The organism is Aeromonas rivipollensis, from assembly GCF_037811135.1.
GTDB classification, from domain to species: Bacteria; Pseudomonadota; Gammaproteobacteria; order Enterobacterales; family Aeromonadaceae; genus Aeromonas; species Aeromonas rivipollensis.
Map to the genome: position 1 here is coordinate 536,245 of NZ_CP149130.1, position 24,460 is coordinate 560,704.

The 24,460-nt window shown below is 60.9% G+C and carries 26 protein-coding genes and 1 riboswitch; of the genes, 19 read left to right on the forward strand and 7 right to left on the reverse strand.

Annotation, left to right across the window (positions count from 1 at the left end):
• Positions 1–104 precede the first annotated feature (104 nt).
• A complete protein-coding gene (gene treR / locus WIR04_RS02525; protein WP_338890219.1) occupies positions 105–1,052 on the reverse strand; it encodes a trehalose operon repressor TreR in 948 nt (315 codons plus the stop codon).
• 135 nt (positions 1,053–1,187) lie between these two features.
• Between treR and WIR04_RS02530 the strand changes: the two genes are divergently transcribed.
• Positions 1,188–2,138: an AEC family transporter gene (locus WIR04_RS02530; RefSeq protein ID WP_338890222.1), complete on the forward strand. Its 951-nt coding sequence runs from the start codon at positions 1,188–1,190 to the stop codon at positions 2,136–2,138.
• A 132-nt stretch (positions 2,139–2,270) separates the two neighbouring features.
• Here the strand turns inward: WIR04_RS02530 and WIR04_RS02535 are convergent, their stop codons facing one another.
• Positions 2,271–3,563, reverse strand: coding sequence for a PTS sugar transporter subunit IIC (locus WIR04_RS02535; protein WP_338892434.1), 1,293 nt, complete (start codon positions 3,561–3,563; stop codon positions 2,271–2,273).
• A 263-nt stretch (positions 3,564–3,826) separates the two neighbouring features.
• On the opposite strand from WIR04_RS02535, the gene WIR04_RS02540 reads away from it, so the two are divergent.
• The 9 genes from WIR04_RS02540 to ansB all read left to right on the forward strand — a co-directional run bounded on the left by WIR04_RS02540 (position 3,827) and on the right by ansB (position 12,161).
• Positions 3,827–4,132 (forward strand): PTS sugar transporter subunit IIB, encoded by a 306-nt coding sequence (locus WIR04_RS02540; protein ID WP_338890224.1) that lies wholly within the window; start codon positions 3,827–3,829, stop codon positions 4,130–4,132.
• A 40-nt stretch (positions 4,133–4,172) separates the two neighbouring features.
• Positions 4,173–5,498: a PTS sugar transporter subunit IIC gene (locus tag WIR04_RS02545; protein WP_338890226.1), complete on the forward strand. Its 1,326-nt coding sequence runs from the start codon at positions 4,173–4,175 to the stop codon at positions 5,496–5,498.
• Between the two features lie 54 nt (positions 5,499–5,552).
• Positions 5,553–6,938 carry a glycoside hydrolase family 1 protein gene (locus WIR04_RS02550; protein WP_338890228.1) on the forward strand — a complete coding sequence of 462 codons (1,386 nt, stop codon included), beginning with the start codon at positions 5,553–5,555 and terminating at the stop codon, positions 6,936–6,938.
• Positions 6,939–7,007: 69 nt separating this feature from the next.
• On the forward strand, positions 7,008–7,319 hold the full coding sequence (gene chbA, locus WIR04_RS02555) for a PTS N,N'-diacetylchitobiose transporter subunit IIA (protein WP_106885692.1): 312 nt from the start codon (positions 7,008–7,010) through the stop codon (positions 7,317–7,319).
• 11 nt (positions 7,320–7,330) lie between these two features.
• Positions 7,331–8,260: an ROK family protein gene (locus WIR04_RS02560; RefSeq protein WP_338890230.1), complete on the forward strand. Its 930-nt coding sequence runs from the start codon at positions 7,331–7,333 to the stop codon at positions 8,258–8,260.
• 226 nt (positions 8,261–8,486) lie between these two features.
• Positions 8,487–9,626, forward strand: coding sequence for a carbohydrate porin (locus WIR04_RS02565; protein ID WP_307765762.1), 1,140 nt, complete (start codon positions 8,487–8,489; stop codon positions 9,624–9,626).
• A gap of 127 nt (positions 9,627–9,753) precedes the next feature.
• Positions 9,754–10,716, forward strand: a complete 963-nt coding sequence (locus WIR04_RS02570) for a LacI family DNA-binding transcriptional regulator (protein ID WP_338890233.1) — start codon at positions 9,754–9,756, stop codon at positions 10,714–10,716.
• 62 nt (positions 10,717–10,778) lie between these two features.
• Complete coding sequence (locus WIR04_RS02575) at positions 10,779–10,973, forward strand: heavy-metal-associated domain-containing protein (protein ID WP_025328399.1); 195 nt, start codon at positions 10,779–10,781, stop codon at positions 10,971–10,973.
• Positions 10,974–11,102: 129 nt separating this feature from the next.
• Positions 11,103–12,161, forward strand: a complete 1,059-nt coding sequence (gene ansB / locus WIR04_RS02580) for an L-asparaginase 2 (protein WP_025328398.1) — start codon at positions 11,103–11,105, stop codon at positions 12,159–12,161.
• A 95-nt stretch (positions 12,162–12,256) separates the two neighbouring features.
• On the opposite strand, the gene WIR04_RS02585 is transcribed toward ansB, so the two are convergent.
• Positions 12,257–13,243, reverse strand: coding sequence for a sodium:calcium antiporter (locus WIR04_RS02585; RefSeq protein WP_338890236.1), 987 nt, complete (start codon positions 13,241–13,243; stop codon positions 12,257–12,259).
• Positions 13,244–13,332: 89 nt separating this feature from the next.
• Positions 13,333–13,439: riboswitch (yybP-ykoY riboswitch) on the reverse strand.
• A gap of 204 nt (positions 13,440–13,643) precedes the next feature.
• Here WIR04_RS02585 and WIR04_RS02590 point away from each other — a divergent pair.
• Positions 13,644–14,231 (forward strand): superinfection exclusion B family protein, encoded by a 588-nt coding sequence (locus WIR04_RS02590; RefSeq protein WP_025328396.1) that lies wholly within the window; start codon positions 13,644–13,646, stop codon positions 14,229–14,231.
• 63 nt (positions 14,232–14,294) lie between these two features.
• Here WIR04_RS02590 and WIR04_RS02595 read toward each other — a convergent pair whose 3' ends face one another.
• The 3 genes from WIR04_RS02595 to WIR04_RS02605 form a co-directional block, all read right to left on the reverse strand.
• On the reverse strand, positions 14,295–14,753 hold the full coding sequence (locus WIR04_RS02595) for a methylglyoxal synthase (protein WP_025328395.1): 459 nt from the start codon (positions 14,751–14,753) through the stop codon (positions 14,295–14,297).
• Positions 14,754–15,069: 316 nt separating this feature from the next.
• Positions 15,070–15,549, reverse strand: a complete 480-nt coding sequence (bfr, locus tag WIR04_RS02600) for a bacterioferritin (RefSeq protein ID WP_025328394.1) — start codon at positions 15,547–15,549, stop codon at positions 15,070–15,072.
• Positions 15,550–15,689: 140 nt separating this feature from the next.
• Positions 15,690–15,896 carry a bacterioferritin-associated ferredoxin gene (locus WIR04_RS02605; protein ID WP_010675777.1) on the reverse strand — a complete coding sequence of 69 codons (207 nt, stop codon included), beginning with the start codon at positions 15,894–15,896 and terminating at the stop codon, positions 15,690–15,692.
• A 139-nt stretch (positions 15,897–16,035) separates the two neighbouring features.
• Here WIR04_RS02605 and WIR04_RS02610 point away from each other — a divergent pair, with 139 nt between their 5' ends.
• The 6 genes from WIR04_RS02610 (at position 16,036) to WIR04_RS02635 (ending at position 22,991) form a co-directional block, all read left to right on the forward strand.
• On the forward strand, positions 16,036–16,350 hold the full coding sequence (locus tag WIR04_RS02610) for an HlyU family transcriptional regulator (protein WP_338890240.1): 315 nt from the start codon (positions 16,036–16,038) through the stop codon (positions 16,348–16,350).
• Positions 16,347–18,419, forward strand: a complete 2,073-nt coding sequence (locus WIR04_RS02615) for a tRNA(Met) cytidine acetyltransferase TmcA (protein ID WP_338890242.1) — start codon at positions 16,347–16,349, stop codon at positions 18,417–18,419. The genes WIR04_RS02610 and WIR04_RS02615 overlap by 4 nt, the downstream gene beginning before the upstream one ends.
• 367 nt (positions 18,420–18,786) lie before the next feature.
• Positions 18,787–19,947 carry a cytochrome c oxidase subunit II gene (gene coxB, locus WIR04_RS02620; RefSeq protein ID WP_338890244.1) on the forward strand — a complete coding sequence of 387 codons (1,161 nt, stop codon included), beginning with the start codon at positions 18,787–18,789 and terminating at the stop codon, positions 19,945–19,947.
• Positions 19,948–19,956: 9 nt separating this feature from the next.
• Positions 19,957–21,543, forward strand: a complete 1,587-nt coding sequence (ctaD, locus tag WIR04_RS02625; RefSeq protein ID WP_338890246.1) for a cytochrome c oxidase subunit I — start codon at positions 19,957–19,959, stop codon at positions 21,541–21,543.
• A 9-nt stretch (positions 21,544–21,552) separates the two neighbouring features.
• Positions 21,553–22,107: a cytochrome c oxidase assembly protein gene (locus WIR04_RS02630; RefSeq protein ID WP_338890248.1), complete on the forward strand. Its 555-nt coding sequence runs from the start codon at positions 21,553–21,555 to the stop codon at positions 22,105–22,107.
• Positions 22,108–22,109: 2 nt separating this feature from the next.
• Complete coding sequence (locus tag WIR04_RS02635; protein WP_226170433.1) at positions 22,110–22,991, forward strand: cytochrome c oxidase subunit 3; 882 nt, start codon at positions 22,110–22,112, stop codon at positions 22,989–22,991.
• Between the two features lie 8 nt (positions 22,992–22,999).
• Here WIR04_RS02635 and WIR04_RS02640 read toward each other — a convergent pair whose 3' ends face one another.
• Entirely contained in the window at positions 23,000–23,206 is a 207-nt protein-coding gene (locus tag WIR04_RS02640) for a DUF2909 family protein (RefSeq protein ID WP_005330432.1), read from the reverse strand.
• Positions 23,207–23,287: 81 nt separating this feature from the next.
• Between WIR04_RS02640 and WIR04_RS02645 the strand changes: the two genes are divergently transcribed.
• Together WIR04_RS02645 and WIR04_RS02650 are read left to right on the forward strand one after the other, a co-directional pair.
• Positions 23,288–23,950 carry an SURF1 family protein gene (locus WIR04_RS02645; RefSeq protein ID WP_338890252.1) on the forward strand — a complete coding sequence of 221 codons (663 nt, stop codon included), beginning with the start codon at positions 23,288–23,290 and terminating at the stop codon, positions 23,948–23,950.
• A complete protein-coding gene (locus WIR04_RS02650; protein WP_338890254.1) occupies positions 23,947–24,441 on the forward strand; it encodes a hypothetical protein in 495 nt (164 codons plus the stop codon). Before WIR04_RS02645 ends, WIR04_RS02650 begins: the two co-directional genes overlap by 4 nt.
• The last annotated feature ends 19 nt before the right edge of the window (positions 24,442–24,460 follow it).

The following is a 24,460-nucleotide window of genomic DNA, read 5'->3' on the forward strand; positions in this document are numbered from 1 at the left end:
AATCAGCATGAAGCCAGTGGCCGACATCAGCAATGGGAACGTTCCCAATTCGTGGCGGTGGTCACAAAAAGTGCAAAACGCCGGTAATGAGAGGAAAAGATAGACTACAGGGGCTGACAGGGGGCTATGGTGGCTCTGGGGGCCTGGCCCTCTTCAATCTGATCGAGCAGCTGTCTGGCGGCCAGAATGCCGGCATCCTTGTAGCCGAAATCCAGGTTGAGGGCGTTGGCAAACAGGAAGGTGAGCATGGGGTTGCTGCCGAGACCGCTGACCAGAATGTCGGTGCGCCCCCGCTCCTGCAGGTATTTGGCGGCGCCTATGGCCAGGGTGTCGCTGGCGCAGACCAGCGCCTGGGTGCTGGGGGTGACCAGCTCGGCCGCCAGCCGGTAGCCGCTGTGCAGGCTGAGATCCCCGAGGGCGCTGTGGGGCGTGCGGCCCAGCGCCTCGCAGTAGTCGAGATAAGCCTGGTGACGGCGCAGACCAGTGGTGAGATCGCTGCGCTCGACTCCCAGATAGGCCACCTGGTCTATGCCCCGCCCCCTGAGGTGCTCGAGCACGGCCCGCACCGCCCCCTCGTCATCGTAACAAACGGAGGAGAACCCGGGGTGCTCGCGCACCATCAGCACCAGCTTCTCCTTGAGGGGCGCCATGGCGGCGTAGTCCAGATCGTTGAAGGCAAACAGTATGATGCCGTCCACCCCCCGCCGCTCCAGCACGGCTAGGTGTTCGCTCACCTTGGCGGGGGAGAACTTGCTCTCCATCAGCACTGCATCGTAGCCGCGGGCATAGAGGGTCTCCAGCATGCCGCGCACCGCCTGGTTTTCCGAGCTGGAGTCGAGGCGTGACACGACGATGCCGATCACCTGCTGGCTCTGGCTGCGCATGGCCCGGGCCGACTTGCTCGGCACGAAGTCGTGCTGGGCGATCACCGCCTCGACCCTGGCTCTGGTCTGGGCGTTGACCTTGGGATCCTGATTGAGCACCCGGGAGACGGTCGACTTGCCGACCCCGCTCAGGCGGGCGATATCGAGGATGGTCAGTTTCTTTTCCATGGGGGATCCGTGACAGGGGAGGGCGACAACCGGGATGCAGACATTGTTGTGATTAAGTCCTGTGAATACAAGCCCATGGCGTTAGAATGCCAATTTGCCCAGGCGACTCCCCCGCCATTGCACAGGACGCGCATCATGGATCTGTTGGCAAGTCTGCACTTCTCCCTCTCCATCACTGGCCCCATCTGCCTGGTGCTGGTGCTCGGGATCTGGCTCAAGCGGCTCGGTCTCTTGCCCGACAGTTTCGTCGAGTCCGCCTCCCGACTGGTATTTCAGGTCACCTTGCCAGCCTTGCTGTTTCTCAGCATGGTGCGCACCGACTTCTCCACCATGCCGAGCCCCTGGCTCATCCTCTACGGCCTGTTAGGCACTTTGGCCGGTTTCCTGGTGCTCGAGCTGCTGGCGGCCCGCTTTATCCCCGAGCGGCGTCTGCGCGGCATCTTCGTGCAGGGCAGCTTTCGCGGCAACATGGGGATCATGGGGCTGGCCTATGTGCAGAACGCCTACGGCCCCGAGGGCATAGGGGCCGCCGCCCTGCTGGTGGGCTCCATCACGGTGCTCTACAACATCCTCGCGGTGATCACCCTGACCCGCAGCCTGGGGGGTGGAAAAGGGCTCAAGCCCATCCTCAAGGGGATCGTCAGAAACCCCCTCATCATCGCCATACTGGCGGCCCTGCCGTTCGGCCTGCTCGGCATAGAGCTGCCCCAGCTGGTGATCGCCACGGGCAACTACTTCGCCAGCATGACGCTGCCGCTGGCGCTGCTCTGCACCGGTGCCAGCCTCAACCTCAAGGCCCTGCGCGGCGGCGCCATGCTGACCGGCTGGGCCACCGCCAACCGCCTGTTCTGCATTCCCGTGCTGCTGGTGCTGGGGGCCTGGGCGCTCGGTTTCAGTCCCCAGGCCCTCGGCATCCTCTTCCTCATCAGCTCCACCCCGACCGCGGCCGCCAGCTATGTGATGACCCGCGCCATGGGAGGTGACAGCGCACTGGCGGCGAACATCATCGCCACCACCACCCTGGGTTCGCTCGTCACCACCAGCCTGGGAGCGGCCCTGATGAACTACCTGGGGTTGATGGGATAAGGCACTGTCGCCATGTGACGGCCCCGGCCATGGGGCGCGCATTGGCGACGAACCTCATCGCCACCATCACCCTGAGCTCGCTCGTCACCACTGACCTGGGGCTTGAACAGCCTATGGGTCCGGCCTCGGGGCTCAGCTGTGTTCACGCTCCTGCTCCAGCACCATTTTTTCATGGGCCAGGAAGAAGGGGCGGTAGAGCACATAGCTGTTGAGGATGCAGACCAGGCTCATCAGGCCATTGCTCCAACTGCCGTTGGCCGCCCAGGCGGCACCGAGAGGAGAGGGCATGGACCAGGGCAGCAGGGCGATGAACTTGTCGAGAAACCCCCACTGGGTCAGCTGCCAGGCGAGCACGGCGTTGATCAGGGGGACGCCGATGAAGGGCAGGAAGAACAGCGGATTCATGATGATGGGGAAACCGAACAGCAGCGGCTCATTGATGTTGAACATCGAGGGGATGAAACCCAGCTTGCCCACCGACTGAATCGAGTGAGAGCGACTGCGCATGGCCATAAACACCAGTGGCAAGGTAGTCCCAATCCCCCCGATCAGCAGGTAGTAGTCCCAGAACCCTTGCAGGAAGATATGGGGCAGGGGCTCTCCTGCCATCAGCGCGGCCTGGTTGGCGCTCACCCCGGCCATCCAGAAGGGTGACAGCAATCCGGTCACTATCAGGGCGCCGTGGATCCCCATGAACCAGAGCAGATGGGCGATCAGCAGGGTGATCAGCAGGGCGGGCAGGGTGTCGGCCCCCACGATCAGGGGCCGGAACAGGGCGGCCATGAAGTCCGGCAGACTGATCCCGAACTGCTGCTTCAACCAGAGCCGCAACAGGCTCAGCGACAGCATGATGAACAGCAGCGGCACTATCAGCTGAAAGCCCCGGCGGGTCATCACCGGCACCTCGTCCGGCATCTGAATGTACCAGCCCCGGCGATAGAAGAGCCGGGTCACCTCCACCGAGTAGAACGCCATCAGCAGGGCCGTGAAGATCCCGGCTCCCCCCAGATAGCCAAACACCCCGGGTTGCAGCGAGCGAAAGTCGATCAGCATCAGGAAGGCCATGCAGCCCCCCAGGCCGCACAGGCGCTCCGGCATTTCGTATGCCTTGGCGAGGCTGGACGCCGCACCGAAGGCGATGATCAGCGCCACCAACCCCAGGGTGTGGGAGTAGACGGGAAACAGGAAAGGATGCAGTGCCCGCGCCAGCCAGTGCAGCCACTGTCCGAAGGCGTGCGGCGTGTCGGGGGCGATGGGAGGATAGAGGATGGGGACCAGCAGGCTGCCGACGATGACGAAGGGCATGGCCAGCTGAAAACCATCGCGCAAGGAGAGCACATGGCGACTGCGGGTCAGCCAGTTGGCAAACGGTACCATGCGCTGCTCTATCATGCCGACCAGCATTGCCATCCATTGCAGATTCATCACGTTATTCGGTTCCTTGTCATCCTGATACCCCTTGTCATCACGGGGCTTGGACGCCATTTTGACGGCTTTGTGGTTTTGTTTCCGTAATATCCTCGACCATTTTGCCATTTCATTACCTCGCTCACACTTCCCGACCCCTTGAACCGGAAAATGCCGATCCCGCTCACACATCAATGGATTTAATTTGGAAACCGGTTTCCAAATTAAATCCATTCGATCCAGAATGCGCCATCCGTTATGAACGTCTGGAGAATCGGGAAATGAAAAGAATCATGTTGTGCTGCTCTTCCGGCATGTCCACCAGCCTGCTGGTCAAGAAGATGAAAGAGGAGGCGGACAAGCGGGGATTGGACGCCGAGATACAGGCCTTCGGAGCGGCAGAGTTCGATCTGCAGATGCCTCGCTACCAGGTGGTGCTGCTGGGGCCCCAGGTCAAATACATGCAGGCCGAGCTGCAGCAGCGTGCCGCGGCCCACGGCGTACCGGTCGACACCATCAACATGATGGATTACGGCATGCAACGGGGTGACAAGGTCCTCGACCATGCCCTCACCCTGATCGGCTGATGCGCAGACCCCAACCAGTGAATGTCACAAGGAAACCTTCATGAACACCCTTTACGAGCGCTTTGTCAGTACCATAGAGAACCGGGTCAGCCCGCTGGCCGGCCGGATCGGCCAGCAGAAATACGTGCAGGCGATCCGTGACGGCTTCATCGCCGCCTTGCCCTTCATGATCGTCGGCAGCTTCATGCTGGTGTTCATCTTTCCCCCCTTCTCACCCCAGACCCAATGGGGATTTGCCCGTGCCTGGCTCGACTTCTCGTCGACCTATCAGTCCCAGTTGCTGCTCCCCTTCCAGTTGAGCATGGGGCTGATGACCCTGTTCATCTCGGTGGGAATAGGCGCCAGCCTGGCGCGGCAGAACGGTCTGGACCCCGTCACCACAGGCCTGCTCTGCCTGATGTCCTTCATGCTGGTGGCCGCCCCCGTCAAGGATGGTGCCATCTCCATGCAGTATTTTTCCGGCCAGGGGATCTTCACTGCCCTGATCACCGCCATCTATGCGGCCGAGGTCTATGCCTTCCTCAAGCGCAACAACATCACCATCAAGTTGCCGCCCCAGGTGCCGACCGGCGTCGCCCGCTCCTTCGAGGTGCTGATCCCTGTGCTGGTGATCATCCTGACCCTGCACCCCCTCAACCTGATCCTGGAGAGCACCACCGGTATGATTTTGCCGGAGGCCATCATGTCGCTGGTCAAGCCGCTGGTGGCGGCCTCCGATTCCCTGCCTGCCATGTTGCTGGCGGTGCTGGTGTGCCAGGTGCTCTGGTTCGCGGGGATCCACGGTGCCCTGATTGTCACCGGCATCATGAACCCGTTCTGGATGGCCAATCTGGCCAACAACCAGGCCGCCATGGCGGCTGGTGAAGCCCTGCCACACATCTTCCTGCAGGGCTTCTGGGATCACTACCTGCTGATCGGCGGCGTCGGCTCCACCCTGCCGCTGGCCTTCCTGCTGCTGCGCAGCAAGGCCGCCCACCTGAGATCCATCGGCAAGATGGGTGTGGTACCTGGCCTGTTCAACATCAACGAACCCATCCTGTTCGGTGCGCCCATAGTGATGAACCCGGTGTTCTTCCTGCCTTTCATCCTGGTACCCATGATCAACGCCACTCTGGCCTGGTTTGCCCTGGATATAGGTCTGGTGGAGCGGGTTGTCTCTCTCACTCCCTGGACCACCCCAGGTCCCATCGGCGCCTCCTGGGCTGCCAACTGGGCCATCAGCCCCATGGTGCTGAGCCTGCTCTGCATGTGCTCCGCCGCTGCCATGTATTACCCCTTCCTGAAAGCCTATGAGCGCACTTTGCTCAAGCAGGAAGAACGGACTGACTCGAAAGAACCGACACTGGCGGCCGCCGCCACCCGTTGATTGCCTGCCGGGGCCGCCTGGCGGCCTCTTTTTTCAAGCTTGGAGTAACAAGAGATGCAATACCGTTTTCCTGAACAGTTCTGGTGGGGCAGCGCCTCCTCCGCCGCCCAGGCCGAAGGCGCCAGCCTCCAGGGCGGCAAGGCCCCAACCATCTGGGATCACTGGTTCGAGCAGTCCCCCAACCGTTTCCATCAGCAGATAGGGCCGGCGCAGACCTCAGGTTTTTATGAGCATTTTCGCGATGACATCCGTCTGCTGAAGCAGCTTGGTCACAACAGCTTCCGCACCTCCATCGCCTGGTCCAGGCTGATCCCGGCTGGCCGGGGGGAGCCCAACCCAGAGGCCGTTGCCTTCTACGACGCCATGCTCGACGAGCTGAAGGCCGAGGGGATCGAGCCCTTTATCTGCCTGTTCCACTTCGACATGCCGATGAGCATGCAGGCACTGGGTGGCTGGGAGAGTCGGGAGGTGGTCGCCGCCTACGCCGAGTTTGCCGAGACCTGCTTCAGGCTGTTCGGTCACAAGGTCAAGCACTGGTTCACCTTCAACGAGCCGATCGTGCCGGTGGAGGGGGGCTACCTCTACGACTTCCACTATCCGAACGTGGTGGATTTTCGCCGCGCCGCCACCGTGGCCTATCACACCATGCTGGCTCATGCCACGGCGGTGCAGCGTTACCGGGAGCTCGGTCAGGATGGTCAGATTGGCATCATCCTGAATCTGACCCCCTCCTATCCGCGATCGCAACACCCGGCGGATCTGAAGGCGGCCAACATTGCGGATCTGATGTTCAACCGCAGCTTCCTGGATCCGGCGGTCAAGGGGGAATACCCCGCCGAGCTGGTCGAGCTGCTGCGGGAATACGATCAGCTGCCGGCCTGCGAGCCGGGCGATGCCGCCCTGCTGGCGGCCGGCAAGATAGACCTGCTGGGGGTCAACTACTACCAGCCGCGCCGGGTCAAGGCGCGCAGCCACGCGGTCAATCCTGCCAGCCCCTTCATGCCGGAGTGGTTCTTCGACTACTACGAGATGCCGGGCCGCAAGATGAACCCGCACCGGGGCTGGGAGATCTACGAGCAGGGGATCTACGACATCCTGGTCAACCTGCGCGACCACTACGGCAACATCCCGAGCTACATCTCCGAGAACGGCATGGGGGTGGAGGGGGAGGCCAGGTTCAAGGGCGAGGACGGCCAGATCCAGGATGACTACCGCATCGGCTTCATCCGGGATCACCTCATCTGGCTGCACAAGGGGCTGTCGGAGGGCTGTCAGTGCCGGGGTTATCACCTCTGGACCTTCATCGACAACTGGTCGTGGAGCAATGCCTACAAGAACCGTTACGGCTTCATCGAGCTGGAGCTGGAGAGCCAGACCCGGCGCATCAAGAAGAGCGGCCAGTGGTTTGCCACCGCCGCCCGTGAGAATGGCTTCGACTGATTATTCTGTCACTTGACCCCTATAAAGAGCGCCAGCCCCAGGGCCGGCGCCCATCATCAAGGAGTGTGTATGTTCGATCTGGAAGAGACCGTCATGGGTCTTATCATCAATGCCGGCATGAGCCGCAGCCTCTGTTTCGAGGCGCTGCGCCAGGCCAGGGCCGGCCAGTTTGCGGAGGCCGATGACCTGCTGCGCCAGGCCGCCGAGGCAGCCAATGCGGCCCACGGGGTACAGACCAGGCTGATCGAGGCGGATGAAGGGGAGGGCAAGATCCCGGTCACGCTGATCCTGGTCCACGCCCAGGACCACCTGATGACCGCCATGTTGGCTCGGGAGCTGGTCACCGAGCTCATCGAGCTACATCGCAAGCTGGCTGCCTGAGGAAGACGATCATGTTGCGACTCGGACTCGACATCGGGGGAACCAAGATCGAGGCTCAACTGCTCGATGGCCAGGGTGTCAGCCTGCTGCGCAGGCGGATCGCGACCCCGACCACGGGGTACGGCGATTTCCTGGCGGCCATCACCGGGCTGGTGAGAGAGATACGGCAGGCGATGGACAGCGTCTTCACCATCGGCATCGGGCTGCCCGGGGCGATCGACCCGCAGACGGGTCGCATCAAGAATGCCAACTGTCTGTTTCTCAACGGACAGGACCTCAAGCAAGACCTGACCCAGGCGCTGGGCCAGCCGGTCTGGCTCGCCAATGACGCCGACTGTTTCGCCCTCTCGGAGGCCGTCGACGGGGCGGGAGAGGCGGGCAGGGTAGTGTTTGGCATCATCCTAGGCACCGGCTGTGGTGGCGGCTTGGTGGTCAATCGCCAGCTCGTCGTCGGTCCCAACGCCATCACCGGGGAGTGGGGTCACAATCCGCTGCCCGGTTATGACCCGGCGCTTGATGGCCCAACCCAACCCTGTTACTGCGGGCGCAGCAACTGCATCGAGCGGTTCGTCTCCGGGACAGGGTTTGCCGGTCGTTTCGTGGAGCGTCATGGCCGTGGGCTGTCCCCCCTCGGGATCATCACGGCCGCCGCCGAGGGGGATCTGGAGGCCGAGGTCCACTATGACCACTTCATCCAGGCCCTGGCCCGCAGCGTCGCCAGCCTGATCAATGTGCTGGACCCGGATGTCATCGTACTGGGGGGCGGCCTCTCCAACATCGTCTCCCTCTATCGCGATCTGCCGGCGGCAGTGATTCCCTACCTGTTCTCGGCGCAGTGCCTCACCCCCATAGTGCCTGCCCGCTACGGGGATAGCAGCGGGGTACGCGGCGCCGCCTGGCTGCCAAGCTGCGTCGAAGGAGCCACCACATGGGCCATCTGAGCCTTGGCCGAGGAGAGCGCGCCGACTCGCCTACCCCGGCGGGCGATGCCTGTCAGGGGCTGAGACACTGCCTCGGGCCCTAGTCCCCCACCCGATTTGATCCATGCCCTTTGCCCTACATTGCGTCGCGATGGGGGAAAGGCATGCCCAAATTTGTCCTCCCTTCGGGGAGACAGATAAATAAGTGCTTGTATATCAAAAACATAAAACTCAAGGAATGATAATAATGAAACTGACAAACCTGTCCGCCCAGCTCCTTGCCATCCTGGCCCTGAGCACCCCTTTCATGGCCAGCGCCGTGGTGGAGACCAACACGGACTTCGGGCGCCTGAGCCTGGGGGGCGATGCGGAGATCAACCTGAACGCGTCCAATACCACCCGTGGCAACGTGCTGGGTCAAACCAGCGAGACCCGCACCGATCGCTGGGACGAGGATGGTCGCCTGCTGCTGAACTTCCTCGGGGTACGGGAGCTGGAAGATGGTCGCTATGGCCAGATCCAGATCCAGCCCACCATAGGCACCAATGGTGGTGCCGGTGCCGACGATGCTTATCTGGGATTCGGCCAGCGCAGCAACTGGGGGATGAAAGTCGGCCGCTTCGAGGCCTACGACATGTTCCCGCTGGGTCAGGACATCTTTGTCGAGCATTCCGGTGACAGCGCCAACGACCTCTACTCCGATGGCAATGGCTATGTCTACATGCTCAAGGAGGGTCGTGGCCGGGCAGGCAAGGGGGGTCAGCTTCTGCTCAACAAAGAGGCGGGCAACTGGTATCTGGAGCTCTCCACCCTGATCGGAGATCGCACCAATCTGTTTGCAGGCCAGCAATACCACGGCTATGCGCTGACCAAAGCCAAAGACTCCATCATCGTGCGTCCCGTCATCGCCTGGAAAGGTGAAAACCTGAAAGTCGCCTTGGGGGCCGAGGGCAATGTGATCAGCGACGCCATCGTCACCAGCGACGACGTCTCGGTATCCGATCGCATGGGTTATGGCCTCACCACCAGCTGGACCCAGGATGCCCTGGTCATCAATGCCAACCTGGCCCGCATGGATGCCGAGGCCGAAACTGATACCACCCTGGGCGCCAACCTGCTCTGGCACAATGCCGGCCTGGGTTACATCTACGCCATCAACGACATCAGCAGCGCCAATCTGAACAACACCAGCGCCGACTTCAGCAAGATGATCGGCAAGCACAGCATCAACACCGTCTACGCCTCCTACAAGATCCCGAGCGTGCTGGACCTGAACAACTTCGATATCTATCTGGGAGCCTACTGGTCCCAGCTGAATGTCGACAGCGGCGAGGTGGACAACATCGATCGCTACGGTGGCCGGGTGCGTTTCAAATATTTCTTCTGATGGAAGCCATATTGGCAGAGGGGGGCAAGGGCCCCCCTTTTCCATTGGTCAGGCTGCCGGCCCTTACCGGAGGTCGCTGGCCTGTGCTAGGATGGAGGCCTGTTAACCGGTTACCGTTGATGAAGCCATGGCCAATATTACCGATGTGTCGCGCCTCGCGAATGTGTCTAAAGCCACCGTTTCCCGCGTCCTGAGCGGCTCGCGCGGCGTGCGTGAAGAGAGCCGGTTGGCCGTGCTGCAAGCCGCCGAGCAGCTGAATTTCCGACCCAATGCCACGGCTCGCTCCCTGGCGACCCAGGCGACGGATTGTGTGGGCATCATCCTCTCCCCCCAGCTTGGCAATCGTCTGGCCAGCATGCTGCCGCTGCTGGAAGGAGCGCTGGCCAAGACAGGCAAGAGCATGCTGGTGCGCTTTGCCGACGAGGCGCAGCAACAGCAGCTGGCGGTCGATGAACTGCTGGGAGGGCGTTGTGATGGCGTGCTGGTGCTCGGTACCAAACAGCCTCTGAATCCGGACCCGCGCCTCATTCAGCTCGATGGGGTGAGCGACACCGGCAACCTCAACCTCAGCTATGACCTGACCTTCGCCACCGAGAGCGCCTGTCGCTTCCTGCTCGGCAAGGGTCACCGCCAGTTGGTGCTGATGCTGGATGACAAACTGTCCCCAGCCGGAAAGAGCGCCATCCAGGGTTATCAGCAGGCACTTCAGCAGCAATCCCTGCCCTATAACAGCCAGCTGGTGATCGACGGTACCGACAACCAGCAGGCGCTGCTCGGCTTGCTCAATCGTTACCTGCCCTTCACGGCGCTGGTGGTGCAGCAAGATGCCCAGGCTGCCGACGCCATGAGGCTGTTGCGCGAGTTCAACCTCCATATCCCTCAGGATGTCTCCGTCATCAGCCTGGAAGGCTCCTCCCTGGCGAGCCAGCTGACCCCGCCGCTGACCTGCATCGAATACCCGAGTGAGCGGCTGGCCCAGGAGAGCGTGCGGGTGTTGCAAGCACAGCTGGCGCAGAGTCTGCGACCGGCCGATGAGCAGCAGAAATTCCAGGGGCGCCTGGTGGTGCGTGAATCCGTGTTGGCCCGCTAGGGCTTGACCTTGCCGCGGGCGTCAGCTTTAGGCTGGGAACACATCCAAAGAGGAGATATCCCATGACCATAGAACTCACCATTTCCGGCATGTCCTGCGGTGGCTGCGCCGCCAGCCTGCAGAAGGCGCTGCTGGCTCAGAGCACCGTCAGCCAGGCCCGGGTCGATTTTGGCAGCCGCAAGGCTGTTATCGAGAGCGAACTGAGCAAGGGCGAGTTGATCGCGCTGATCGAAGCCCAAGGATTCAATGCGGAGTGATTTATCCCTATATGGGTAAAAATCAGACCAATATTCTGTTTACTTGTTTTTATTGTTGAGAGTGATCACTTAAAAACGATTTAAACTGGATGAAAATGCTGCAGTCAACTAACCCAAAAGGATTGCAGCATGACTCACCCTATCCGCAAGACCCTGCTCGCCGTCGTCCTCGGCATGACCCTCTCCCCCCTGGCCATGGCCCTGCCGCAGGTTCATATTCTGGCGACCGGTGGCACCATAGCCGGTGCGGGGCAGTCCGCCACCCAATCCAACTATGAAGCGGGTAAGGTGGCCATCGAGACCCTGATCGCCGCCGTGCCCGAGATGAAGAACGTGGCCGAGGTGCAGGGGGAGCAGGTGGTCAAGATCGGCTCCCAGGACATGAACGACGAGGTGTGGCTCAAGCTGGCAAAGCGGGTCAACGAGCTGCTGGCCAAGGATGACGTGGATGGTATCGTCATCACCCACGGCACCGACACCATGGAAGAGACCGCCTACTTCCTCAACCTGACCGTCAAGAGCGACAAGCCGGTGGTGCTGGTCGGCGCCATGCGCCCCTCCACCGCCATGAGTGCCGACGGCCCGCTGAATCTGTATAACGCCGTGGTCACCGCCTCCGACCCCAGCTCCAAGGGGCGTGGCGTCATGGTCGCCATGAACGACACGGTGCTGGATGCCCGGGACGTCACCAAGACCAACACCACGGGGGTGCAGACCTTCGCCGCCCCCAACTTCGGCCCGCTGGGTTACATCCACAACGGCAAGATCGACTACCAGCGCAGCCCGGCCCGCCTGCACACCAGCAAGACGCCGTTCGATGTGAGCAAGCTCGACAAGCTGCCGCAGGTGGGCATCGTCTACAACTATGCCAACGCCACCGATCTGCCGGCCAAGGCCATGGTGGATGCCAAGTTTGACGGCATCGTCAGCGCCGGGGTGGGCAACGGCAACCTCTATCACAGCCTGTTCGACACCCTGGCCAAGGCAAGCGAGGACGGCATCCGTGTGGTGCGCTCCGCCCGCGTGCCGACCGGCGCCACCACCCTGGATGCCGAGATCGACGACGCCAAGTACGGCTTCGTGGCCGCCGGCACCCTGAACCCGCAGAAGGCGCGCATCCTCTTGATGCTCTCTCTGACCCAGAGCAAGGATCCGGCCCAGATCCAGCGCTGGTTCCAGCAGTTCTGATCCCGGGGCTCAACCTGCTAACCTAAACCCATGAAGAAAGGGCAGGATCGGATCCTGCCCTTTCTTATGGCGCCATCTTCACAGAGAGCGCGCCGTCAGCTCACCATCAGCCAGCCGTAGAAACCCAGGTACACCAGTCCCACGCAGGCCAGCCTGCCCGCCGTCATCCGCCCACGGCTGAAGCCCCACCACAGCAGTACCACCGCCAGCAGGGTCACCAGGGAGGAGACCATCATGGTGCTGTCGAGCAACCAGGGGGTGAACAGCAGGCAGAACGCCTTGGGTATGGTGCCCTGGATCATCATGGCGCCGGAGATGTTGGCCAGCGCCAGCCGGTTCTTGCCCTGACGCACCCAGATCAGCACGTTCATCAGCTCCGGCATCTCGGTCGCCACCGGGCTCAGCAGCAGGGCCGCCAGCACGGGGGAGAGGCCGAACAGCTCACCCATGCTCTCCAGCTGATGAACGAACAGCTGGGCCGCCAGCGCCACCACCACCAGGGCTCCCAGGGTCTGCAGCAGCACCTTGCGTAGGGCCGGGATCTCGGCCTTGGGATCCAGCTTGAGGGGCTCTGGCAACGGAGTCTCGTGGCTGTCGCTCTGTTTCAGCTCGCGCCGCACATAGATCAGATACACCAGCACGAACAGCGGGGCCAGCCAGGTTTTGCCAGTGAAGGCCACCATGCCGAGGGCCACCGCCACCATGAAGATAGCGACAAACCAGGCCTGATCCCGACCTGTCTCGCGCTGCGCCTCGCCATCGATGGCCCTGTGTTCAGGGCCCATGCACAGCAGCAGGGTCAGGCCGACGGCGGCATAGCCTATGGTGGATAGCACCAGGGGGCCACCGAGGGCGGCGCCTATCCCAATCTGTTGCTGGGCGGGGGCATCCCCCATCAGCAGGGCCGTCAGGGTAACTATGCATTCGGGCAGGGCAGTGCCGAGGGCCGCCAGCAGGGAGCCGGTGGCACTCTGGGAGAACTTGAAGTGATGGCCGGTCCATTCGATACCGTTGACGAAATATTCGCAGGCCAGATAGATGGTGACGGCAGAGAGCAGAAATAACAGCAGGGTGATCAACATAATGGGCAACCGCCAGGCGAGCAGAACAACCGATGGACCCGATACGGCTCGCCCGGCTGGCTTGCGTATCGAGGCCAAAGGTCTTGCAGAGCGATAGATGCTATCGCCGCTCATGCCATGGATCTGATGATCCAAGAATGTTGACATGAGCCCTGCCCGGATCACGGGCGGGTTGCTACTCCCCAATGACAGTGCGGGCTTTTTACCAAGAGATGGGTTGCCCCACAAGGAAAATGGCGGCTTATCCCCTCGGCAACTTGTAAGGGGATGTAACCTGGCCACAGACCCACCCCATCAGCTCTGCCCGCCAGGATCCAGATCCCGCCCACAAGATCCTCGCCTTGGCACAGGGATTGCTATGAGTTGACTACTGTCCACATTGACTTGGGAAGGGTGAACGATGAAACGGTGGATCCAACATTTTTACCAGCTGAATCGCCTCAACTGGCTGATGGTCTGGCTGCTGCTCTGCTGCAGCATCATATTGCTGTTCCCGGCCGGGCTGATGAAAGGCGCCGTCAGCCAGTGGGCCACGGCTCACGCCGCCTGGCTGGGGGTCGGCATGCTGATCGCCATCTCCTACTTCTGCAGCCAGGGTTTCCTGATCGCCTGGGAATGGGCCTGCGACGAGTGGCAATCCCGCCGTCAACAGGATCAGCTGGCCCAGATGATAGGCTTCCTCGACTTCAACGAGAAGGCGGTGCTGCGCGAGTTCGTGCTGCAACGGAAAAGCGTCATAAACCTGCCGATCACCGAGCCTGCCGTCAAAAACCTGATGGATGCCGGGGTGCTGACCTATGCCTATGGCAAGCCGGTGCGAGAGAAGGAGGACGAAAACCAGATCCGCGCCCTGATGATTGCGCTGCCGGCACGGCCGCTGCTGACCTACAAGGTGCTGGGGCTGTCGCGCGGCAAGATGAGCGACGAGCAGGTGGAGCAGATCATGAACGCCAGACCCAAGTTTGCCCAGAAGAGTTTCCAGCGCTGAGCCGCCACCATCCTTCAGACAAAAGAGCCGGACTCTGTCCGGCTCTTCGCTATCTGGTTGGGGTTACTCGGTTCTTGCCTTGAGATAACCGGCGTAGTCGGGCACCTGTACGCTGAATGTCTGCTGCATGTGCGGGCTGTCCATGATGAAGTCCGCCGTCGCTTCGTTGGTGGCGACCGGGATGTTCCAGACAGCCGCGAGGCGCAGCAGCGCCTTCACGTCAGGATCGTGCGCCGCGGCATTGAGGGGATCCCAGAAGAAGATCATCACGTCGATCCTGCCCTCGGCAATCAGGGCGCCGAGCTGCTGATCGCCGCCCATGGGGCCGGAGAAGAGGCAGGTGATGGGCAGCTGTGCCTTCTTGCCGAGCAGGGTGCCAGTGGTGCCGGTCGCATAGAGGTGGTGGAGCTTGAGCTCCTCCTTGCGGCGCAGCACCCAGTTCAGCAATGGGGCTTTCATGTTGTCGTGAGCCACCAGGGCCACCCGCTTGTGGGGGGCCATCTCACGTGCAATCAGTTCCATGGAAATCATCCGTAGCAAAGTGATGGGAATAGGGCCGTATCCTAATCGAAAGCGGCGTGCGCTGCTTTGCCCTGCATCGTAACTGTGATCACTGCAATGGTTCAATCCGGCTTGGGGCTGTGCCTCGTTCGCCGGATCCGGCGGTGCGCCCCGTATCGTGAAGGGGGTTGGCTGACTTAGGGACCCCCCCCTGTTGGCCACCTGCCAGGCAGACAGTAACGCCCGTATGTTTCAATTGCATGCCTGGGCTTCAAGGTGGTGGCCCAGAAAAAACCCGCCTTGGCGGGTTGGGGGCAGCTCTTAATGACATCCGCACTCAGGATGATTCGCTATGAAGCTGGGATTGCTGATAGTTTTCCAGGCCGATGCGAGCGATGAGATCGAGCTGGGTTTCCAGCCAGTCGACGTGTTCCTCCTCGTCTTCCAGGATATCCTGGAACAGGTCACGGCTGACATAATCATGGACGGACTCGGCATAGGTGATGGCCGTTTTCAGGTCGGGAATGGCATCCATTTCCAGTGACAGATCGCAGCGCAGCATCTCTTCGACTGTCTCACCGATACGCAGCTTGCCCAGATCCTGCAAGTTGGGCAGTCCTTCCAGAAACAGCACCCGCTTGACCAGCTCGTCGGCATGTTTCATCTCATCGATGGACTCATGATATTCCTTGTGCCCAAGCCCCTTGAGGCCCCAGTCATCGTAGATGCGGGCATGCAGGAAATATTGGTTGATGGCAACCAGCTCATTGGCCAGCACCTTGTTGAGGTGGGCAATGATTTTGGGATCTCCTTTCATCGACATTACTCCTCGTGTTCGAGCCTAGGGCACCGATCACTAGAGCTTAGTCGAGAAAAATGACCATAAGAGGATGGCGAATCGGTGCCTCCGAAAGGGAGAGCATCCGCTCGCTAAGGCGAGGGTCGGGAAGAGGTATCTCATGCCACTTCGTAATAAAGGGGCGCCTGCTCCGACTCCATCTTGTCGATCTCGGTGGCGATGATTTCCATCGCCATGCGCACGCATTTGCCACATTGGGCACCGACTTCCAGCGACTGTTTCAGCTGTCTGAACTCGGTCTTGCCTGCCTGTACCGCCTTGCGGATCTGGTTATCTGTGATGCCGCGGCACAAACACACGTACATAATAGTGGACCTCATGCTGGAATGAGATGAAATCTAAATGAGAATGGTTCGTAATGCAAAGAACGAATGGTAATAAGATCCCCTGCTTGCCAGTGATTCTCCCCTTGAGGAGAATGCAACCATCAGAGAGGAGACGAACATGCTCAAGAAACTATTCAGTGCCCTGTTCAAGGGGCAAGCTGCCCAGATAACCGATGTCACGCCCACCGAATACGCCGGCTATCTCATTTATCCCGAACCCATGGCGGAAGGGGGGCAGTTCCGGCTTGCAGGGCGCATCACCAAGGATGTGGATGGGGTGCTGCAAACTCACCGCTTCATCCGCTCCGATCTGTTCGCCAACCCGGCCGACGCCGAGCGCTTCATGGTGCAAAAAGCCCATACCTTCATCGATCAGATGGGGGAGCGCATGTTTGAGCCACGGGTGAAGCCGGACGACAGTTCAGCCTCATGAGCCCAGCCGAGGTGGATCTCTTGCGCCAGGCTCTCGCTCGCACCGGTGAGCGTCGGCTGATCTGGCTGGAAGGGCTCGAAGCCGACTGCATCAGCCGTGCCGAACCCTTGCTGGGGGAGGCTGTCTTCTGGCTGGGAGACGGCCCCGCATGCCATGGCCCGCTGCCTGCCGCCAAGGCGCTACAACGGCTGGGTCAGGAGTGCGATACCCTGGTGTTCAACGCCTTCAGCGGCTTTCATCCCGATGCCTTCGGCGCCTTGGCGGGCACGTTGCGCGCCGGTGGCCTGCTGCTGCTGCTGACTCCCCCCAGAGAGACGTGGCCAGCCTACCCGGATCCGGACAGGTTGCGACTGGTCGCCCAACCTGAGGATGCCAAGCTGGCGGGTCATGGTTTTATCGCCCGCGTGGTGCGGTTGCTGACAGGGGATCCAGCCCTCTCCTTGATCCCTCCCATCGGCGGCGAGTCCTGGCGTCCTATTGGCGCAAGCCGGCCATTCAGTACCGATCAAGTCCGTGCGCTACCCGCCATTCACAAGGTGTTGCATGGTCATCGCCGCCGTCCGCTGGTGCTGAGCGCGGATCGTGGCCGCGGCAAGAGTGCGCTGCTGGGTCTGGCCAGTGCCGATCTGCTGCGCCAGGATCCCAGCCTGCAGATAGTGGTGACGGCGCCTTCCCAGGCGACCGTCGCCACACTCTTTGCCCATGCATCGGCCGCGCAGGCAGACACGCCAGAGCGACTGGTGGGCCTGACCTATGTGTCGCCAGACCGAGTGGTTCAAGGGGATGTGCAAGCGGATCTGCTGCTGGTGGATGAGGCCGCCGCCATTCCGACCCCGCTGCTGGAGGCCATCCTGGCCCGTCACAGCCGCATCGTATTTGCCACCACCGAGCACGGCTATGAGGGGACGGGACGTGGCTTTCATCTGCGTTTCAAGCGGGTGCTCGATAGGCAGACCCCGGATTGGCAGGAGCTGCATCTGGCGGAACCCATCCGCTGGAGCCGGCATGATCCGCTGGAACCGCTGATCTTCCGATTGCTCGGCCTCAATGCCGACATAGTGGCACCTCAACCCCCGAAGAGACCGAGTTGGCGACGACTGGAGCAGGAGGTGCTGGCCGGGGATGAGGCTCTGCTCAATCGGGTATTCGGCCTGCTCGTCCTGGCCCATTATCAGACAAGCCCCAGCGATCTGCGGTATTTGCTGGAGAGCCCCGATCTCGACATCCACCTGCTGGAGCAGGAGAGGGAGCTGCTCGGTGTTGCCCTGGTGGCCCGGGAGGGAAACATAGCGCCAGCGCTGGCTCATGACATCTGGGCCGGGCGAAGACGTCCCCGTGGTCATCTGCTGCCCCAGTCGCTGCTGGCACATGCCGGCTTCATCACGGCAGGGGAGCGCACCTATGCCAGGGTGATGCGCATCGCCATTCATCCCGCTTTGCATCGCCTGGGACTGGGTTCTTTGTTGCTGGCGCAGCTGGAAATGCACTACCGCACCCAGGGATACGACTATCTGGGGTCAGCCTTTTCTGCGAGTCCCGATGTGCTGCCATTCTGGCTCAAGGGGGGCTTGACGGTATTGCGCATCGGCCTGCAGCGGGATGCAGCCAGTGGCAGCCATGCGGCCTTGTTGCTCAAACCACTGAAAGCGGAGTTCGATTCGGAGCTGACTCAATGGCGACGGCGCTTCGTGAGCCAGTTGCCCACCCTGCTGGCGGGAGAACTCAAGGGGCTGGATCCCGAACTGGTCTGGTTATGCCTGAGAGGAAACGCGGCCGCAGAGGCGCCCGATCTGGATGAGTTCGAGTATCAGGAGATCGACTGCTTTGCCCATCATCACAAGCCGTTCGAGCTGTGCCAAGCCAGCCTGCAACGCTGGCTGGCCAGTCGGTTGACTGCGCTGGATGAGCTGCTCCCCGACGAGCGTCGGCTGCTGATCGCCCCCATCTGGCAGTATGTGCCCTGGGCCGAGTTGGCAAAGACGTTGGGTGTTGCGGGCAAGCCTGCACTGATCAAGCAGCTGCGAAGCCTGCTGGCTCGGTTGTTGGACAAACCGGAGCCCATGGCCTGACAGCGAAGAGATGGCCACGGTGGTACGAGAAGACGCCGCTGGTTGCCACAGATGAACTAGGGGCCCGGGTGGCCCCTTCTCTTTTGTCGAGCGGCCATGGCCGCTCGCTACCGGATGGAGCCCGCGATTGAGCCGTTCAGGGCTATGCCATGGGACTATGGCCACCGCCAGCACACCTCTCATTTATCCCGGATAGGATGCCAACTGCTCTGACTAGCCCCCGTCATCCGGCATCAGTTTGGTTTTTTCAGAATATGGACTAATACTTGAGTGTGACTGAACGTTTAATAAATGCATTATTTTCAGATGGTTAGCGTTTAAGCTGTCAATGCTTGCCATCTTTTCTAACGTGCACAGGGAGTGCAATGTGGGAAAAAATGCAATCAACCATGGCGCATGGATGGTGTGGCTCGCCAGCAGCAGTGTTTCCGCCAACGACATCACATTCAACATGACACGCGGGGCGACCGCGATCAGCCAGCAGGTCTATGACCTGCATATGACGATCTTCTATATTTGCTGCGCCATTGGCCTTATCGTCTTCGGGGCCATGCTCTGGTCCATAGTCCACCACAGAAAGTCTCGCGGCGCCAAGGCCGCCCAATTCCACGAGAGTACCCGCATCGAGCTGCTGTGGACGGCCATCCCGGTGCTGATCCTGGTCGCCATGGCGGCCCCGGCGACCTCGACATTGCTGAAGATGGAGGATACCTCCAAAGCCGAGCTGACCGTGCTCATCACGGGCTCGCAATGGAAATGGCATTACAAATACCTCGAGCATCCGGTGGAATTTTACTCCTTGCTGGCGACCAGCAAGAAGCAGATCTCGGGCGACGAGCCCAAGAGCGGCACCTATCTGCTGGAAGTGGATCAGCCTCTGGTGTTGCCCGTTGGCAAGAAGATCCGATTTCTGATGACCTCGGATGACGTCATTCACTCCTGGTGGGTTCCGGCCTTTGCCGTGAAGAAAGATGCCAATCCCGGTTACATCAACGAATCCTGGACCCGGATCGACAAGGCTGGCACCTACCGAGGGCAGTGTGCCGAGCTGTGCGGTAAAGACCACGGCTTCATGCCCATAGTGGTGGTGGCCAAACCGGCCGGGGAGTTCGATGGCTGGATCGCCAAGACAGCGGCAGATCAGGCGGCAGCCAAGGCCCAGCAGCAGGACCTGGCCAGCCAGACCATGACGCTGCCGCAGGCTATGGAGCTGGGAGAGAAGGTGTTCCTGGGTCATTGCGCCGCCTGCCATCAACCCGCGGGTACGGGGTTGCCCGGCATCTTCCCGGCCCTCAAGGGCAGCAAGGTGGCGACACTGCCAGAACATAGGGACCAGCACCTGGACATAGTCCTGCATGGCAAGAGCGGGACTGCGATGCAGCCCTTCGGCAAGCAGCTGACGGCGCAGGAACTCGCCGCCGTCGTAACATACGAGCGCAATGCCTGGGACAACAAGACCGGTGATGTCATTCAGGCTGCAGAGGTGCAGTCCCTTCTGAACCCCGTCGATCCAAACAAGGACAAGTGAGGCGCCAGCATGAGTGATGGAATCACGGATACCCTGCACAGCGAGCACGCCCACCAACCTGCATCGGGCCTGAGGCGCTGGCTATACACCACGAATCACAAAGATATCGGCACCCTCTATCTGCTGTTCGCCCTGACCATGTTTTTCACCGGTGGCGCCATGGCTATGGTCATTCGGGCCGAGTTGTTCCAGCCTGGGCTGCAACTGGTCGAGCCCCTGTTCTTCAACCAGATGACCACTGTGCATGGCCTCATCATGGTCTTTGGCGCCGTGATGCCAGCCTTCACTGGCCTCGCCAACTGGCTGATCCCCATCATGATCGGGGCCCCGGACATGGCACTGCCCCGAATGAACAACTGGAGCTTCTGGATCCTGCCGCTTGCGTTTCTGATCCTGCTGTCGAGCCTGTTCATGGAGGGCGGTGGCCCCAGCTCGGGCTGGACCTTCTATGCCCCCCTGTCCACTAAGTACAGCGGCAACAGCACGGCGCTGTTCGTTTTCGCCATCCACATCATGGGGATTTCATCCATCATGGGGGCCATCAACGTCATCGTCACCATCTTCAACCTGCGGGCGCCGGGCATGGGCTGGATGAAGATGCCGTTGTTTGTCTGGACCTGGCTTATCACGGCCTTCCTGCTCATCGCTGTCATGCCGGTCCTGGCGGCAGCGGTGACCATGGTACTGACGGACAAATATTTCGGTACCAGCTTCTTCGATGCGGCCGGGGGCGGGGATCCTGTGCTGTTCCAGCATATCTTCTGGTTCTTTGGCCATCCGGAGGTGTACATCATGATTCTGCCGGCCTTTGGCATCGTCTCCAGCATCATTCCCACCTTCTCTCGCAAGAAACTGTTTGGCTATCGCTCCATGGTCTATGCCACCAGCAGCATCGCCTTGCTCTCCTTCATGGTCTGGGCTCACCACATGTTTACGACAGGGTTGCCCGTGGTCGCCGAGCTGTTCTTCATGTACGCCACCATGCTGATCGCGGTGCCGACCGGGGTGAAGGTATTCAACTGGGTTGCCACCATGTGGCGGGGGTCATTGACGTTCGAGACCCCCATGCTGTTTGCCATCGCCTTCATCACCCTGTTCACCATAGGTGGCTTCTCGGGGTTGATGCTGGCCATGATCCCGGCCGATTTCCAATATCACGATACCTATTTTGTCGTGGCCCATTTCCATTATGTGCTGGTCACCGGCGCCGTCTTCTCGATCCTGGCCGCCGCTTATTACTGGTTGCCCAAATGGACGGGACACATGTATGACGAGCGACTCGGGCAGTGGCATTTCTGGTGCTCGCTCATTTCGGTCAATGTGCTCTTCTTCCCCATGCATTTCGTCGGTCTGGCAGGCATGCCCCGTCGCATTCCGGATTACGCGCTGCAGTTTGCCGACTTCAACATGCTGATCAGTCTCGGCGGTTTCGCCTTCGGGCTGTCGCAGTTGCTGTTCGTCTGGGGGGTGATCAAGTGCATCAGAGGAGGCAGGCAAGCGAGCAATCAGGTGTGGGAAGGGGCGGAGGGGCTGGAGTGGACGCTCTCATCCCCCCCTCCCTACCACAGCTTCAAGACCCCGCCAGAGGTGCGGTAAGGAGGCCATATGGCTCAGGTCAATCACGGTCCCCTGCTCAGAAAGCTGGCCCTGGTGGTGCTTGTCATGTTCGGGTTCGCTTTTGCACTGGTGCCGCTGTATGACGTCTTCTGCAGGATCACTGGCCTCAACGGCAAGACTGCAGTACAGCCTGCTACGGTTGAGCGAGCTGTGATCGACAGCAAACGGACCATCCAGATCGAGTTTCTTGCCCATGCGGACACCCAGATGCCGTGGCAGTTCAGCGGCGAAACGGCGCGGTTGTCGGTGCGGCCGGGTGAAATGAAGCTGGTCAATTATCGGGTGTTCAATCCCACCGATCGCACCATGATTGGTCAGGCGGTGCCGTCGGTCTCGCCCGGTCCCGCCGCCGCCTATTTGAAGAAAGTGGAGTGTTTTTGCTTCAACCGTCAGGAGTTGCAGGCGGGGGAGAGCAAGCTGATGCCGCTCAAGTTTTATGTCGACCCCGATTTGCCCGACAACATAAACACCATCACGCTCTCCTATTCACTCTATGACATCACTCAGTCCACCCCAGCCCCGACGCTGGCGCAGAGGAAATAATCATGGCCAAAGTGAACCAGACGTATTATGTCCCGGACCAGAGCCGCTGGCCCATCATAGGGGCGGTGGCCTTGTTTTTCCTGGCTTTCGGAGCGGGGCATCTGGTCAATGAAGTGGCGAGCAAGCAGGACGGGGTCGGCCGGTATTTGATGATGGCTGGCGTTGCCTTGCTGGTTTTCATGCTGTTTGGCTGGTTTCGCCACATCATCCAGGAGTCCATGACCGGGCTCTACAGCGCCCAGATGGATCGCTCCTTCCGGCAAGGCATGGTCTGGTTCATCTTCTCCGAAGTGATGTTCTTCCTGGCCTTCTTCGGGGTGCTGTTTTATGCCCGCCAGCTTGCGATGCCCTGGCTGGATGGCGCGGGCAACAAGGCGATGACGGCACAGTTGCTGTGGCCGGATTTCTCGGCGCACTGGCCCATGGTCAAGACCCCTGGAGGGACCACGACCCAGGCCATGCCCTGGCACGGTATCCCCCTCATCAATACCCTGATCCTGCTCGGATCCTCCGTCACCCTGCTGTTTGCACATACCGGGCTGGAAAATGGCAAACGCAGTCGTCTCAAGGGAATGCTGCTTGTGACCGTACTGCTCGGGTTGGCGTTCCTCTGGCTGCAAGGCTATGAATACCTGCATGCGTACCGGGATCTGGGGCTGCGACTGGACTCCGGCATCTACGGCAATACCTTCTTCATCCTGACCGGATTCCATGGCTTGCATGTCACCCTGGGGACTGTATTCCTGCTGATCATATGGCTGCGGATAGTGCTGAAGGATCACTTCACCGCCGAGCGCCACTTCGCCTTCCAGGCCGCGGCCTGGTACTGGCACTTCGTCGATGTGGTCTGGCTCTGCCTCTTCGTGTTCGTCTACCTCCTCTGAGGTCGGGATCAGTAAGGGCGCGGGTTGGGCTCCAGCCAGCCCATCATCAGGGAGAGCAGCAGGATGACGACCACCAGCAGGGAAAAGAACACCCGGCGCCCCAGCGGGGCCGACATCTTCTGGGGGTGACCCGTGGTCATCATCAACCAGAGGGCATGAAACAGTTGTCCTATGATGAGCAGCAGCATCAGTACCAGCACTATCTTGATCAACATGTTGGAGCCCTCCGTTATATGCGTGACATGGCAACATGGGATAAGCAGCGACCATGGCATCACAGGCGCTGGATCGTACTGATGTTCACTCTGGTTGTGACGGCCGGTTTGTGCAAGCTGTCGCTCTGGCAGTGGCAGCGTGGGATGGAGAAAGAGGCCTGGCTGGGGCGGATGGCGGTGGCACAGCAGGTGGCACCAATGACGCTTTCCCGGATCGACTGGCACAATCTTGAGTCACTGGACGGCATGTCACTGGGAGGGGAGGTCGAATGGGTGTCCCCTCATGTCTGGCTGCTGGACAACCAGGCGGTGGCGGGCGAGATCGGCTATGACGTCATCATACCGGTACGCGCCGGTGATGCCCGTCCCTTGTTGCTGGTCAATCTGGGCTGGGTGCCTGCACCCGCCAGCAGGCAGCAACTGCCAGGGCCCGTCATCCCGGCAACTCTGGAGCTCGACGGTCTGCTGCGCACGACCCCCGGTGGCGTCTTGCTGGGTCAGAACATCGAATCCGGCCCCTATCCTAACCGGCTGCAGTCCATCAGGGTGGATGCCCTGAGCGAGATCCTCGGTTCACCCCTCGCCGATGCCGTGTTTTATCAAAGGCACACACCCTTCCTCTATCACTACCAGCCGAATGTCATGCCGCCCGAGAAGCACAGGGCATATGCAGTGCAATGGCTTGGGCTGGCGCTGGTGATGCTGGTGGGGGGCTTGGTGCTGACAAGGAGGTTGTCCCCATGAACTCATGGTCAAGATGGAAGGTACCTGTCCTCTTTGCGCTGGTGATACTGCTGCCTGTGGTTCTGGCTGCACTGACCCTGAGGCAGGGCTGGTATGAACCCGGCACCCGCAACAAGGGTGCCTGGTTGGATCAGGATGTTTATCTGTTGCAACCACTCCCGCCCCATCAGAGCAAATGGCGGCTGGTCTATCTGGCCGCCCGGCGCTGTGAGGCGCAATGTCAGCAGGTGCCCGAGTTGATGTCGCGGATCCAAAGCGCCCTTGGCCGCAACCTGGACAAGCTGGATCTGGTGCGACTCACCGATACGCCGCCGCGCGGGGTGAACGGAATCGGAGCTGTACGGGCGGGCGATATGATGCTGGTGGACTCGCAAGGGCTGGCCATCCTGCGCTACGAGGTACCGGCCAGCACGGCGGCGTGGCCACTGCTTGGCAAGGCAGTGCTGTCGGATCTGCAGCAACTGCTCAAGTATCAGCGAGGTGTGCAATGAACGCGCACCTGAGGACTGT